This window comes from Polaromonas sp. P1_F1 (genome assembly GCF_056405795.1).
Genome location: NZ_JBFUBJ010000002.1, coordinates 289,641 through 303,717, shown reverse-complemented (window position 1 = coordinate 303,717; position 14,077 = coordinate 289,641). Strand labels below are relative to the sequence as shown.

14 protein-coding genes are annotated in these 14,077 nt (G+C 61.7%); 7 read left to right on the top strand and 7 right to left on the bottom strand.

Annotated elements, in window-relative coordinates; genetic code table 11:
• The first annotated feature begins 27 nt into the window (after positions 1–27).
• From AC1DZE_RS07570 to AC1DZE_RS07550, 5 genes are all read left to right on the top strand, one after another.
• On the top strand, positions 28–1,830 hold the full coding sequence (locus tag AC1DZE_RS07570) for a M14 family metallopeptidase (RefSeq protein WP_477669114.1): 1,803 nt from the start codon (positions 28–30) through the stop codon (positions 1,828–1,830).
• A gap of 215 nt (positions 1,831–2,045) precedes the next feature.
• Positions 2,046–2,456, top strand: coding sequence for an RNA-binding protein (locus tag AC1DZE_RS07565; protein ID WP_477699922.1), 411 nt, complete (start codon positions 2,046–2,048; stop codon positions 2,454–2,456).
• A 75-nt stretch (positions 2,457–2,531) separates the two neighbouring features.
• Positions 2,532–3,065 (top strand): cupin domain-containing protein, encoded by a 534-nt coding sequence (locus AC1DZE_RS07560; RefSeq protein ID WP_477669113.1) that lies wholly within the window; start codon positions 2,532–2,534, stop codon positions 3,063–3,065.
• 34 nt (positions 3,066–3,099) lie between these two features.
• Positions 3,100–3,825 (top strand): glutathione binding-like protein, encoded by a 726-nt coding sequence (locus AC1DZE_RS07555; RefSeq protein WP_477669112.1) that lies wholly within the window; start codon positions 3,100–3,102, stop codon positions 3,823–3,825.
• A gap of 33 nt (positions 3,826–3,858) precedes the next feature.
• A complete protein-coding gene (locus AC1DZE_RS07550; RefSeq protein ID WP_477673346.1) occupies positions 3,859–4,479 on the top strand; it encodes a DsbA family protein in 621 nt (206 codons plus the stop codon).
• Here the strand turns inward: AC1DZE_RS07550 and AC1DZE_RS07545 are convergent.
• The 4 genes from AC1DZE_RS07545 to phaC all read right to left on the bottom strand — a co-directional run bounded on the left by AC1DZE_RS07545 (position 4,476) and on the right by phaC (position 10,314).
• On the bottom strand, positions 4,476–6,176 hold the full coding sequence (locus AC1DZE_RS07545) for a cation:proton antiporter domain-containing protein (protein ID WP_477699921.1): 1,701 nt from the start codon (positions 6,174–6,176) through the stop codon (positions 4,476–4,478). The genes AC1DZE_RS07550 and AC1DZE_RS07545 overlap by 4 nt on opposite strands.
• 247 nt (positions 6,177–6,423) lie before the next feature.
• On the bottom strand, positions 6,424–7,161 hold the full coding sequence (phbB, locus tag AC1DZE_RS07540; protein ID WP_457280389.1) for an acetoacetyl-CoA reductase: 738 nt from the start codon (positions 7,159–7,161) through the stop codon (positions 6,424–6,426).
• A 140-nt stretch (positions 7,162–7,301) separates the two neighbouring features.
• Entirely contained in the window at positions 7,302–8,480 is a 1,179-nt protein-coding gene (locus tag AC1DZE_RS07535) for an acetyl-CoA C-acetyltransferase (protein WP_477672729.1), read from the bottom strand.
• A gap of 67 nt (positions 8,481–8,547) precedes the next feature.
• The gene (phaC, locus tag AC1DZE_RS07530) at positions 8,548–10,314 is read right to left on the bottom strand and encodes a class I poly(R)-hydroxyalkanoic acid synthase (protein WP_477699920.1); all 1,767 of its coding nucleotides are present in this window, start codon (positions 10,312–10,314) and stop codon (positions 8,548–8,550) included.
• A 110-nt stretch (positions 10,315–10,424) separates the two neighbouring features.
• Here phaC and AC1DZE_RS07525 point away from each other — a divergent pair, with 110 nt between their 5' ends.
• The gene (locus tag AC1DZE_RS07525) at positions 10,425–10,763 is read left to right on the top strand and encodes a hypothetical protein (RefSeq protein ID WP_477699919.1); all 339 of its coding nucleotides are present in this window, start codon (positions 10,425–10,427) and stop codon (positions 10,761–10,763) included.
• Here AC1DZE_RS07525 and pgeF read toward each other — a convergent pair.
• Positions 10,671–11,480: a peptidoglycan editing factor PgeF gene (pgeF, locus tag AC1DZE_RS07520; protein ID WP_477672727.1), complete on the bottom strand. Its 810-nt coding sequence runs from the start codon at positions 11,478–11,480 to the stop codon at positions 10,671–10,673. The two genes, AC1DZE_RS07525 and pgeF, sit on opposite strands and share 93 nt — an antisense overlap.
• A gap of 99 nt (positions 11,481–11,579) precedes the next feature.
• Positions 11,580–12,218, bottom strand: coding sequence for a maleylacetoacetate isomerase (gene maiA / locus AC1DZE_RS07515; RefSeq protein ID WP_477672726.1), 639 nt, complete (start codon positions 12,216–12,218; stop codon positions 11,580–11,582).
• 265 nt (positions 12,219–12,483) lie between these two features.
• Here maiA and AC1DZE_RS07510 point away from each other — a divergent pair, with 265 nt between their 5' ends.
• Entirely contained in the window at positions 12,484–13,518 is a 1,035-nt protein-coding gene (locus tag AC1DZE_RS07510; protein WP_477669105.1) for an NADP-dependent oxidoreductase, read from the top strand.
• A 38-nt stretch (positions 13,519–13,556) separates the two neighbouring features.
• Here the strand turns inward: AC1DZE_RS07510 and AC1DZE_RS07505 are convergent, their stop codons facing one another.
• Complete coding sequence (locus AC1DZE_RS07505) at positions 13,557–14,045, bottom strand: Lcl C-terminal domain-containing protein (protein WP_477669104.1); 489 nt, start codon at positions 14,043–14,045, stop codon at positions 13,557–13,559.
• Positions 14,046–14,077 lie beyond the last annotated feature (32 nt).

The following is a 14,077-nucleotide window of genomic DNA, read 5'->3' as shown; positions in this document are numbered from 1 at the left end:
AGCTCAGGCCTTGAAGTGCAGGAAAAAATGACGCCGACCATGCCGCACAATTCCACTCCACACCCTCACCTTCCGCCCGCGTATCGCATGTATCCGCTTGCCCTGCTGCTTCCGCTGGCATTGCTGGCCGCCTGCACTTCGGTACCGCTTCCGCCATGGACGCCACCCTCCACACAGACTTCTGCGCCCTCACCAGCCCCAGCGCCCGCCGCGCAACGTCCTGCGCCTGCGGCCGCTGTAGTCCAGACCTCGCCCGTGGCGCCCCCGACAGCAACGGGCGGCCAACCAGCACCTTATAGCGACGCGGTTGCCGCGCGCTTTCCAGCGCCCTCCGTTGTTTACAACACGCCTGGACTGCAAGCCGGCCGCACCACGTTCACCACGCAGGCCGAAATCCAGGCATGGCTGCGCGAACAGGCCGCCGCAGCTTCCCGCACGCCCGGGGTCAGGGCTGCCGTGCTGCCCATAGGCCGGTCACAGCGCGGTGAAACACTTGAAGCACTGGTCCTGACCCGCGCCGGTGGCACGGACCCCACGGTAATGCAGTCAGCAGGCAAGCCCACGGTGCTCCTGGTAGGCCAGCAGCATGGCGACGAGCCCGCCGGCAGCGAGGCGCTGCTGGTCATCGCCCGGGAGCTTGCACAAGGCTTGCTGCAGCCCGCGCTGGACCGCATCAATGTAGTGATTGTTCCGCGCGCCAATCCTGATGGTGCAGCGAATGAGCAACGTGCGACCACAGGCGGGCTGGACATGAACCGCGACCACATGCTGCTCAACACGCCGGAAGCCCAGGCGCTTGCCAGGCTCGCCCGTGATTACCACCCCACTGTGGTGGTCGACGCCCATGAGTACACGGTCGTGGGCCGCTTCCTGCAGAAGTTCGGCAGCGTGCAGAAGTTCGACGCGTTGTTCCAGTACGCCACCACTGCCAACCTGCCCGAGTTTTTGACCAAGGCCGCGGAGGAGTGGTACCGGCGCCCTCTGCTAACTGCCCTCAAGGGCCAAAACCTCACCACGGAGTGGTACTACACCACCTCAAGCGACCTGGCCGACAAAAAAATCTCGATGGGCGGCACCCAACCCGACACCAGCCGAAATGTTTACGGACTGAAAAACGCCATCAGCCTGCTGATCGAAACACGCGGAGTTGGCATTGGCCGCCTGCATATCCAGCGGCGCGTCCACACCCACGTGACAGCCATCACCAGTGCGCTGGCGAGCACCGCCCAGCGCGCGAACGAGCTGCAACAGCTGCGGCCCTACCTCGACAAGGAAGTCGGCGCCAAAGCCTGCAAGGAGGAAGCCGTCGTGGAGGCCGCGCCTACTTCCGCACAGTACGACTTGCTCATGCTCGACCCCGTGACAGGGGCCGACAAGACAGTGTCCGTGGACTGGGATTCTGCCCTCGCGTTGCGCAGCCTTAAAGCTCGCGCACGCCCCTGCGGCTATTGGCTGTCGGCGTCCTCCACCGTGGCCGTCGACCGGCTGCGGCTGCACGGTGTCCAGGTGCAGCGCGTTGCCGAACAGGGTTCCATGCTCGGCGACAGCTATCGGGAAACGTCCAGCACCTCGGGTGAACGCCAGGACGTGCGCGGCACCATCGCCGACGGCAAAGCCGTTCTCAAGGTCCAGGTCAGCCTGACACGCGGCGTGGTGGACGTGCCTCGCGGCAGCTACTATGTGCCTCTGAATCAACCGCTTGGCAACCTAGTGTTTGCTGCACTGGAGCCCGACACCCAGAGCAGCTACTTCGCCAACCAGCTCCTGCAGGGCCTGCAAAGCACCGTGCGTGTGATGGCTGAGCCGACCATCAAGCTTGAGGACTTGTAGCCCCCACGGTCGCTCACTTCGTGTAGCTTCCTGCCCCCCGAGGGGGCCGCTGCGCCTGCGGTCTGGCAAAGCCAGTCCCGCGGCCCCTGCTTGAAGCAGAAATTCCATACCTATCAACGGCCCTTGACGTCTGTGTCTGACAGGAAGAGGATGTGATTGCTGACCGGAAATTTACAGTTTCCGCGCCTTAATGATTCGTTGAACCAACGCAATGCATGAAAGGACTCGCCATGAAGAACTTCGAACTGACCAAAAAAATGCTCAGTATGGGTGGTGTGTTTTATCCCACCGGCTACGCGTTCATCATGTTCCCGAATCTTGAAGACGCCAGGCACGTGGCCCATGAACTGGAAATGGCCAGCAACGGCATCATGCTGCTGACACCGGAAGACATCCTCGAAGACATCGGCAAGGCGGATGGCCATTCGGACGTGAACCTGCCGCGTGTAGGCACCGAGGGCGCGACGGTCCACAAGTACGTGGACCTCGCGAGGGAAGGCCACCACGCGCTGATGATTCCGGTGCCGTCCAAGGACGCCACGGAGCGCATCATGGAAGTCGTGCGCACGGTGCCTTTTTCCTATGCACAGAAGTACCACAGCCTGGCGATCGAGGACCTGGAGTAACGCCTGTCCCGCAGGTGCCCAAGGACAATCGGGGCAGGTTGAAAGCCAGCCCGGGTTTAAGGCACACTGCGCCTCATGCCCCAGTCCAGTCACACTCCAGACCTGCCCACTACGACGCCCCGCGCCCGCCAGCTCATTGAACAGCTGCGGCTGCAGCCGCATCCGGAAGGCGGCTGGTACTGCGAAGTGTTTCGCTCCACACAACAAGTGGCGCCGCAAGACGGAAGACCGGCTCGCAATGCCCTGACCTCGATTTACTTTTTGCTTGACGCCACACAGCACTCACGCTGGCACTGCGTTCTTTCCGACGAGGTGTGGGTACATCTGGAGGGCGCACCGCTCGATCTCTGGACATGGAACGCGGCGGACAACCGCCTGCGCGGCACGGCACTGGGCCCCGTCAGCACGACAACCACCCCTCAACACATTGTGGCTGCCGGCCTGTGGCAGGCGGCCAGGCCGCGGGCGAATGCGGTAGCGGGCTACACCCTCGTGGCCTGCATGGTGGGTCCGGGCTTTGATTTTTCTGATTTCCGGATGATGGAGCCGGGCGGCAACGAAGCCCGGAAAATCGCCGCCGACCATCCACAGCTGGCGCCATTGATCTAGCGCTCAACAAGTTCAAGAACCTCGAGGATTTCCCATGATTGACCTGCACTACTGGCCCACACCCAACGGCTGGAAGATTTCCATCATGCTGGAAGAATGCGGCCTGCCTTACCAGCTGATCCCGGTGAACATCGGCAAGGGTGAGCAGTTCACGCCGGAATTTCTCGCGATCAGCCCCAACAACCGCATGCCGGCCATCGTTGATAACGCACCCGCCGGCGGCGGCACGCCTCTGGCGGTATTTGAAAGCGGCGCCATCCTCATGTACCTGGCCGAAAAGACTGGCCGCTTTCTGCCTGCCGCGACCGAACTTCGCGAGCGCTACCAGGCTATGCAGTGGCTGATGTGGCAGATGGGTGGGCTCGGTCCCATGGCGGGGCAAAACGGGCATTTTCTTTTGTATGCGCCGGACAAAATCCCCTATGCGATCGAGCGCTACAGCAAGGAAGTGGACCGCCTTTACGGCGTGCTCGATGCGCAACTGGCACGAACCGGTGCGCATGTGGCGGGTGCTGCTTACTCCATCGCCGACATGGCCATCTTTCCCTGGGTGCGTACACACAAGGCTCAGCAGGTTGACTTGCAAAAATTTCCCCATGTACAACGCTGGTACGACGCCCTGTTTGAAAGGCCTGCCGTCAAACGCGGGCTGAACCTGGGCAAGGAACTGCGCGCACCGGCGCTGACCGATGAGGCGCGCAAGGCCCTGTTTGGCCAGACAGCGCAAAGCGTACGGGACGGCGCGCACAAGGTTTCCTGACCCCCTTTTCCTTCCTCAAAAACCGGGATACCCATGATTGAATTCTTCTTCGACTGCTCCAGCCCCTGGACCTACATCGCTTTTCGCAACATCCAGCCGCTGGCAGCCGAGTTAGGGGAAGCCATTCGCTGGCGGCCGGTGCTGGTAGGAGGCATCTTCAACAGCGTCAACAAAGGCATTTATGCCGCGCGGGAAGACATGAATTCACCGAAGAACCGCTATACGCTCAAGGACGTGCAGGACAACGCACGCCAAGCGGGCCTGAAGATTGCATTTCCACCCAAGGTATTTCCGGTCAACAGTGTCAAGGCCATGCGCGGCTGCCTGTGGATTGCACAGGATGCCACGGCCGAGCCGCACTACCTTGAATTTATCGAAGCCACCTTCGCGGCGTATTTCACCTGTGAGGAAGACATTTCCCAAGACGAGGTGCTGGCCGCCATCTGCCGACAGACCGGCATCAACGCTGAGGCATTTTTGACGGGCATTGCACAACCCGATATCAAGGAGCAACTCAAGGCCAACACCGACGAAGCGATCCGGCGCGGTGCGTTCGGTTCACCCACCTTCTTTGTGGGCGACGACATGTATTTTGGCAACGACAGGCTTGCGCTTGTGCGCTCCGCCGTGTTGCGGGCCAGAGCAGGCGCCTAATGCGCTGCGGTTGACGCGCCGGCGCGCTCCAGCACATGGCGCGCCATGGACTGTGCCAGCTCCTGCTCACCGAGGAAGACCTTGCCGGCCTTCTCGTTGTCGAGCAGGCGCGCCTCGGCCTCGTTGTGGGTGCGCACCACGGTTTCGATGGCTGGATTCAGTGAACGCGCAGTGGCGACCATACGCCTGACGTCCAGCGTGTCGGGTGTCGCAATCACGAGCATGCGCGCCTGCGCAATGTGGGCCTGAACCAGAACTTCCGCCTCCACCGCATCGCCAGACACGGCCGCAATACCCTGCTCCCGAAGCCGTTCCACTGCCTCGCGATTCTGCTCTGCCACCACAAACGGAATGTGATGGGCCTTCAGTGCATCGGCAATGCGCCGCCCTACCCGTCCGTAGCCCACCAGCACCACATGGTTCGACAAATACTTCTGGTCGGTCGTGGCCGGCAACTCGGCCGTCGGGTCATCGCGGGCCTCCAGCTTGCGCGCCAGGGGTGACTTTGCCAGGATCCATTGCTGCAAGGGTTCAACTGCCTTGAAGACCAACTGGTTTAGAGCGATCGAGATCAGCGCACCCGCCAGCACCAGGCTTTGCCCTTCAGGCGGCAGCAGGCCCAGCGACGCACCCAGGCCCACCAGGATGAACGAAAACTCGCCGATCTGCGCGAGGCTGGCCGAGACGGTAAGCGCGGTGTTCAGCGGATAGCGAAACGCCAGCACCAGCAGGCCGGCGGCCAGTGTCTTGCCGACAATGATGATGCCCACCACGGCCAGCACCTGCAGCGGCCGCTCCAGCAATACCCAGGGGTCAAACAGCATGCCCACCGACACGAAAAACAGCACGGCGAAAGCGTCGCGCAAAGGCAGCGACTCTTCGGCCGCCCGGTGGCTGAACTCGGATTCGCGCATCACCATGCCGGCGAAGAAAGCGCCGAGCGCAAAGGACACGCCGAACAGCGCCGTCGCACCGAACGCGATGCTCACGGCCGCGGCCACCACGCACAGCGTGAACAGCTCGCGCGAGCCGGTGCGCTGCACCTGCCACAGCACCCAGGGAAAGAAGCGGCGCCCCACCACCAGCATCAGCGCCACAAAACCGCCCACTTGCAGCAGCGTAATGCCCAGTGTTTTCCACAGCGCATTGACATCGGCATCGACCTTGCCCGACAGCCAGCCGCCCAGCGGCGGAAGAAGAACGAGCACCAGCACCATGGCCAGGTCCTCCACGACCAGCCAACCCACGGCAATCCGCCCATTGACCGAGTCGAGGATGCCGCGGCTTTCAAGGGCCCGAAGCAGCACCACGGTACTGGCGACCGACAGCGACAGGCCAAACACCAGCGCTCCGCCGAGGTTCCAGCCCCACCAGTGCGCGAGGCCCATGCCGAGCGCGGTGGCGACCGTCATCTGCACGATGGCGCCAGGCACCGCGATCTTGCGCACCGCCAGCAGGTCGTCCAGCGAGAAATGAAGTCCGACGCCGAACATCAGCAGCATCACCCCGATTTCAGCGAGCTGGCTCGCGATCTCCGCATCCGCCACAAAGCCGGGCGTGAACGGCCCGATGATCACACCCGCGAGCAGGTAGCCCACCAGCGCGGGCAAGCGCAGCCGCACGGCAAGAAAACCAAAAATCAGGGCCAGGCCCAGGCCGGCGGCAATCGTGCTGATCAATGAAACGCTATGGGGCATGCAGGAGGATTCCTTCTCGAAAGCGAAAAGCGGTTAAGAGTCGTTCGGACTCCAGGGAAGGCCTGCGACACAGCCCGGTGTGCGGGCTGTCCCGTCGAACGTGTCTGTTTAATTTACTACAGACGATTGAAGTGACCCATTGCGAAGTCCCCACGCGTTTGACGGCTTTGCAGGTTGTTTGCGACAAACAGCCGGGCACAAAAAAACCCGCCGTAGCGGGTTTTCAGCCACGGGCCGGTGAGGGCAATCAACCCATGTGCAGGCCGCCATTGAGCGAGAAGTCGGCGCCGGTCGCATAGCCGCCTTCATCGGACGCGATCCACGAAATGATGGAGGCGATCTCCTCGGGCTGGCCGAGCCGTTTGGCGGGCACGCCTGCGACGATTTTCTCCAGCACGTCAGGGCGTATGGCTTTGACCATGTCGGTGCCGATATAGCCGGGGCTTACCGTGTTGACCGTCACGCCCTTGGCCGCCACCTCTTGCGCCAGCGCCATCGTGAAACCGTGCAGGCCGGCCTTGGCTGTGGAATAGTTCACCTGGCCGAACTGGCCCTTCTGGCCGTTGACCGACGAGATGTTGATAATGCGCCCGAAACCCGCTTCAATCATGCCCTCGATGACCTGTTTGGTCACGTTGAACATGCTGTTGAGGTTGGTGGAGATCACGGCATCCCAATCGGCCTTGCTCATCTTGCGGAACTGGCCGTCGCGCGTGATGCCGGCGTTGTTGACCAGCACAGCCACGGGGCCATGCTCGGCCTTGACCTTGTCAAAGGCCGTGACGGTGGAATCCCAGTCACCGACGTTGCCTACCGACGCATAAAAAGTATGGCCCAGGGCTTTTTGCTCGTCGAGCCATTTGGTGAAGTCGCGCGTGGGGCCGCATCCGGCGATCACCGTGAACCCATCCTTGTCCAGCCGTTGGCAGATGGCAGTTCCAATGCCGCCCATACCGCCCGTGACATACGCTACTTTCTTTGCCATTTCGCTCTCCTTGATTTTGTGAATTATGTGAAACCGTTTACCTGATGACTTCCCTGCCGAACGGCCCACCGTGATTCGCTATCGATTTAATAGCTGCTTGCGCACGGTGCAAGCCAGTCTCAGCCTCTTTTACCTTACATTCAGCGTTCCAGTGTGAGGGCAACCCCCATGCCGCCGCCGATGCAGAGGCTGGCAATGCCTTTTTTCGCATCGCGCCGCGCCATTTCGTGCAACAGCGTCACCAGGATGCGGCAGCCGGACGCGCCAATCGGGTGGCCGATCGCGATGGCGCCGCCGTTGACGTTGACCTTGCTGGTGTCCCAGCCCATCTCTTTGTTCACCGCGCAGGCCTGGGCAGCAAAGGCTTCGTTGATTTCGAGCAGGTCGAGGTCCTGGGCCTTCCAGCCTGCGCGCTGCAGCGCCTTGGTCGATGCGGGGACCGGGCCCATGCCCATGTAGGCCGGGTCGAGGCCGGTGGTTGCGTAGCTGGCGATGCGCGCCAATGGCTTGAGACCCAGGGCGGCGGCCTTTTTGGCCGTCATGACCATCACCGCGGCAGCGCCGTCGTTCAGGCCCGAGGCATTGCCGGCCGTCACACCACCGGCCTTGTCAAACGCCGGGCGCAGGCCCGCCAGGCCTTCGGCGCTGGTCTTGCGGTTGATGAATTCGTCCGCAGCAAACACCACCGGATCACCTTTTTTCTGGGGAATGGTGATGGGGATGATTTCATCCTTGAACTTGCCGGCGTCCTGCGCGGCCGCAGCCTTGGTCTGGCTGCCCAGGGCCAAGGCGTCCTGCGCCTCGCGGCTAATCTCGTATTTCTTTGCCACGTTTTCGGCGGTAATGCCCATGTGGTACTGGTTGTAGACGTCCCACAGGCCGTCGACGATCATGGAGTCGATCATCTTCCAGTCGCCCATGCGCTGGCCGTCGCGCGAACCATTGAGTACGTGAGGCGCGGCGCTCATGTTTTCCTGGCCGCCGGCAATGACGATTTCGCTGTCACCCGTGGCCACAGCCTGCGCCGCCAGCATGACGGCTTTGAGGCCGGAGCCGCAAACCGCATTGATGGTCAGGCCCGGAATGCCGTTGGGAAAACCTGCCTTGATGACCGACTGGCGCGCCGGGTTCTGGCCGACGCCGGCCGTCAATACCTGACCCATGATGACCTCGCCGAGCTGGTCGGCATTGAGGCCGGAACGCTCCAGCACACCCTTGATGACGGCTGCGCCGAGTTCGGTTGCGGGTATTTTGGCGAGCGAGCCGCCGAATTTACCGACGCCGGTGCGGCCGGCAGCAACGATAACGATGTCTTCCATGATGTGTCCCTTTTGAAGTTTTAGGATGCGTTTATGAATGCGGTTTGGCGAGGCGCGGGTTGCTGTGTCAGGCTTTTGCCTTGACATAGCGGCCCGGCGCAGCCTCAATGACTTTGTACTTGCGGCTGCCATAGGTTTTCGGTGCAGCAATTTGCTTGCCAGCATGGCCCTGGAGCCATCCGGACCAGTCGGTCCACCAGCTGCCGGGGTGTTCTGTCGCGCCCTCGAGCCAGCCGGCTTGCGTCTCGGGAAATTTTCCCTGAGGCAGTTTGTCGCGGGTCCAGTAGCTTCGTTTTTTCTTGGCCGGCGGATTGATCACACCCGCAATATGACCGGAAGCACCCATGACAAAACGTTTTTTTCCAGGCAAATGCTGTGTGGAGGCATAAGCGCCGCCAATCGGCACGATGTGGTCTTCACGCGAGCCGTAGATGTACACAGGAATGTCGACCTTGCGCAAGTCTACTTTCTGGCCGCACACCACGGTCTTGCCCGGCTTGATGAGATTGTTCTCGAAATAGGTATTGCGCAGGTACCAGGCATAAAACGGCCCCGGCAGGTTGGTGGAGTCGCTGTTCCAGTACAGCAGGTCAAACGGAGGCGGTGTTTCGCCCTTCAGGTAATTGCCGACCACGTAATTCCAGACCAGGTCATTCGGACGCAGGAAGCTGAAAGTGGAAGCCAGGTCCTGACCCTTGAGCAAGCCGCCCTGCCCCATCTCGGCCTCGCGGTACTTGACCGAGGTTTCGTCGATGAAGATATCAAGGATGCCGGTGTCGGTGAAATCAAGAAACGAGGTGAGTAGCGTTGCACTGGCCACCGGCTTTTTACCCTGTGCGGCCAGCACGGACAGCGCTGTTCCGAGGATGGTGCCGCCCACGCAAAAACCCAGTGCGTTCAGGGTCTTTGCGCCGGTGATCTCCTGCACCACGTCAATGGCCTTGATGGCGGCGTGCTCGATGTAGTCGTCCCACGTTTTTTTTGCCATCGACTCATCGGGGTTGCGCCAGCTCACCACAAAGGTACGGTGCCCCTGGCTGACGGCATAGCGGATCAGCGAGTTTTCGGGTTGCAGGTCAAGGATGTAGAACTTGTTGATGCATGGCGGGATCAGCAGGAAAGGCTTTTCGTACACCTTTGCTGTCAGGGGCTTGTATTCCAGCAGTTGAAAGAATTCATTTTCAAACACCACCGCGCCTTCGGTGGTGGCGACGTTTTTACCGACCTCGAACACACGCTCGTCGGTCATGGACACGTGGCCCTGCTTCAGATCATGCAGCAGGTTGGTGAGACCCTGGGCGATGCTTTCGCCCTGGCTCTCGATGGCTTTTTGCTGCGCTTCGGCATTGAGCGCCAGGAAATTGCTAGGCGCCGTGGCCGCCATCCATTGCTCGACCGCGAAGCGCACGCGTGCGCGGGTCTTTGCGTCGCCTTCGACGGCGTCGGCCAGGGCCATGAGGGTGCGGGCGTTCAGCAGATAGGTGGAAGCCGAAAATTTCGAGACGGGGTTGGTCTTCCAGGCCGCGCTTGAAAACCTGCGGTCAGACGACACCAGCGTATCGGCGCCCTCCTGCAACCCCTGGTTCCACAGGGCTGAGGCGTCCGCGATATAGCGCTGCTGCAATTCCTGGAGCCTGGCCGGATCGAACTGGAGTGCCGCTGGGGTTTGGCCTAGGCTGAATGCACTCATTGGTGCGAATCCGTTGTTTGCACCAGTATTGAAGCCGGCGCCTGATCCGGCGTTTGCCATGACACTCATGGCCTGCTGCAGGCCTGCCGCAAAGGTCTCTTGCATCTGCCGGGCCGTTTCGGCCTGCTTTGCGTCAAAATTCATCTTGTCTCCCCGATCCATGTTGAGTCCTGGTGACTCTTTTGAGCACACCAACAGTATCGTAGGATTTGCATTACAAATTGCTCACCAGGGCCGCGGAGTTCTACGTATTTATGTATTTGATTGTCATCGCCTGGGTTTACGTTGTGCTCATGATGAGTGTTGCCGAAGCCACCAACAGCAACGGCACACTTCTGGGGGCACTGGTCACCTTTGTACTCTATGGACTGGGTCCTGTGGCATTGGTGGTTTACCTGATGGGTGCACCTGCCCGCAGCAAGGCGATCAAGAAACGCGCTGCAGCAGAGCGCCTGCAGCAAACTGCAGGCGTGGACGCAGCCCCAGACAAATCCTCACCGTCACACGCGCCAGATACAGGCGGCCATGCGCCCGGTGGTGCCAAACCCATTACCAGTGACGCCGGCATCCCGCCGGTGGGAAAAGAACCTTGACGGATTGCCCACGGTGCACCATGCATCGCTGCCGTCGTTGCCGTACACCTGTGTAATCCCCATCGCCTTGAGGCGCAACCGCGCCAGCGCCGGCAAGTCGGCAAGGTATTTATCGCTGCCGCACGGCGTAAAGCAGCAGCCGGCGTCAGGCTGAACGGTTTCGAACGCGGCCTTGACTTCAGCGCCGACTTCGAACGCTGCAGGCCCGATGCACGGACCGAGCCATGCTATTGTTTTGATAGCTGCTTGCGCTTGTTTTTGTTGGGCCAGAGCCCGAAATGACTCATAAACTGCCTCAAGTACACCGTGCGGACTCGTCGGACTTCCTGCCAGCCCACGCCAGCCCGCATGCGCTGCGGCCACCACAGCGCCGTCTTCGCTGGCCAGCAGCACCGGCAGGCAATCGGCCACCATGATGGTGCAGGCAAGTCCCGCCTGATCCGTCACGCAGGCATCGGCTGTCTGGCCGTCGGCGGCATCGGCGCTCAACACCAACACTTCGCTGCCATGCACCTGCTGAAGGAACACCGGGTGACTGCCCATTGCCCGCCGCAGCACGTCACGGTTCGCCGCAACATTGGCGGGCTGGTCGCCGACATGGTCACCCAGGTTCAGGCTGTCATACGGCACAGACGAGACGCCGCCGGCACGTGTGGTGAACACCGCCTGCACGCCGGCAGGCGCCGGCCAGTCGGGAATCAGCCAATCAGTATGCAAAGCAGGAACCGGTCATTTTCCGACGGGCCGCCCCTAGGAAAATTGGCCCCCTCGAGGGGCAGCGAACCACACGAAGTGGGGAGCGTGGGGGCCACATTCTCAGGCTTCGTTGTCGGGGCAGGCCGAAGGCTGGGCCTTCTGGAAGGCCGGCAGCGCCATACAGGCGTCGAACGCGGCCATGGTGCGGGGCAGTCTGTCAAAACTCACGTTAAAGCGTTTGGCATTGAATATCTGCGGCACCAGGCAGCAATCAGCCAGTGTTGGTGTATCGCCATAGCAATAGGTCGATGCCGGCAATTGCGCCAGCTGGCGTTCAAAGGCCTCCAGGCCTTCGCGGCACCAGTGCACATACCAGGCGTTCTTTGCAGCTTCGTCGAGCTTGAGTTCCTTGACCAGGTATTTCAGGACGCGCAGGTTGTTGATGGGGTGGATTTCGCAGGCGATGGACTGGGCCAGCGCGCGCACCTTGGCGCGGCCCAGCGCGTCGGCGGGCAACAGGGCCGGTGTGGGGTGTTTTTCATCGAGGTATTCGATGATGGCCATGGACTGCGAAAGTTTTTCACCGTCGACTTCGAGCAGCGGCACCAGGGTGTCGGCGGCCAGGGCGGCGTAAGACGGCTGCTTGTGCTCGCCTTTGGCGATGTGCACGGGAATGTAGTCGTAGCTCAGACCCTTGATCTCCATCGCAATACGTACACGAAACGACGAAGAAGAGCGGAAATAGTTGTGGAGTTTCATCTCTAAAGCATAAACGATGGCCCCCACGGTCGCGCACTTCGTGTCACCCCCTGCCCCCCGAGGGGGCGCTGCGCCTGCGGCCCGGCAAAGCCGGTTCCGCGGCCCCGGCTGGGTTAGATACATCCCCGCCGTAGCGCACTTCGTGTGGCTTCAAGCTGAGCTGGTTAAGCGACCATCAGTGGCAGGGCAATCGCGTGGGCGACTGACGCGCGGGCAGTCCGCCACTACCATTGCCTTTTTGCATTCGCCACTCCCGGAGACACCCATGAGCGCCATCGCCACCCTAGCCAACCACCAGATTCGCCTGGCAAGCCGTCCCGTCGGCCTGCCCACCCGTGACAACTGGAGCTTCACCACCGAGCCGGTCGCCGAACCCGGCCCGGGCGGCGTACTCGTCAAAACCCTGTACCTGTCGCTGGACCCGGCCATGCGCGGCTGGATGAACGACGCCAAGAGCTACATCCCGCCGGTGGAAATCGGCGCCGTGATGCGCGCCGGCGGTGTAGGCAAAGTGATCGCCTCACAAAACCCGGCCTTTGCCGTGGGGGACTACGTGAACGCCGCTCTCGACGTGCAGGAGTACTGCCTGATCCCGGCCGACCAGGTCAAGCGCAGCGGCATGTTCAAGATCGACCCGCGCCTGGGCCTGACATCCTGGCTCAATGTGCTGGGCCTGCCCGGCATGACGGGTTACTTCGGCCTGCTGGAAGTCGGCCTGCCCAAGGCCGGCGAAACCGTCGTGGTTTCCGGCGCGGCCGGCGCCGTGGGCCAGACAGTGGGCCAGATTGCCAAGCTCAAGGGTTGCCGGGTTGTGGGCATTGCCGGGGGCAAGGCCAAGTGCGACTGGGTGGTCAAGGAACTGGGCTTTGACGCCTGCATCGACTACAAGAACGGCGACGTGCGTGCCGGATTGAAGGAACATTGCCCCAAGGGCATCGACATCTACTTCGACAACGTGGGCGGCGAGATCCTGGACATGGTGCTGGCGCGGCTGGCGCGCGGCGCCCGCATCATCATCTGCGGCGCCATCAGCCAGTACAACAACACCACGCCCGTGAAGGGCCCCGCCAATTATTTATCGCTGCTGGTCAATCGCGCCCGCATGGAAGGCATCGTGGTATTCGATTACGCCGACCGCTACCACGTCGGTGTGGCTGAGATGGCGGGTTACCTCAAGGCCGGCACCATGAAAAGCAAGGAAGACATCGTCGAGGGACTGGACACTTTCCCGGAAACACTGCTCAAGCTTTTCAACGGCGAGAACTTCGGCAAACTGGTGCTGCAGGTGGCCAAAGACTGAGGCCCGATGCGCCGGCTGCCGCCGGCGTTGGGTGCCGCTTACTTCGCATTGCGCACCAGGCGCACGACGGCCGCCGTGGCGCGCGGGGCTTCACCGGCGCTGCCGTCGCTGAAACCCACAAAGGTGAAATAGCCCGGGCCGGTGCTGCTCGATGTCCAGAAGCGCGCCACGGGCGTGCCCGGAAAAGCACTAGGATCTATCGCCGCCTTGTCCACGTCAGCCTCTCGTGCAGAGACGATGCTGGAGAGTTCTTTGAGAATCGGCAAGCGCCATTCGGCCTCCGGCGCGGAAGCCGCCTTGGCACGCGCGGCCGCATCGGGATGGTTCAGGAAAGCCGGTTGCCCGGTGCAGGTCTTGCCCTTCCAGACCATGCCTTCCGCGCAGCGCCGCCAGACCAGGCCGGTGCGGCTATCGGTGACTTCCTGGTTGTCTGCGGACACGCTGAAGCGCTCCTGCGCAAAACTTGCACTGGACAAAGCCAACAGCAAAAGGGAAAGACCCAAGGTGTGAACAGAATTGCGGTGCATAGAAATCTCCATGGCCGGAGTGGCCTCGCAGC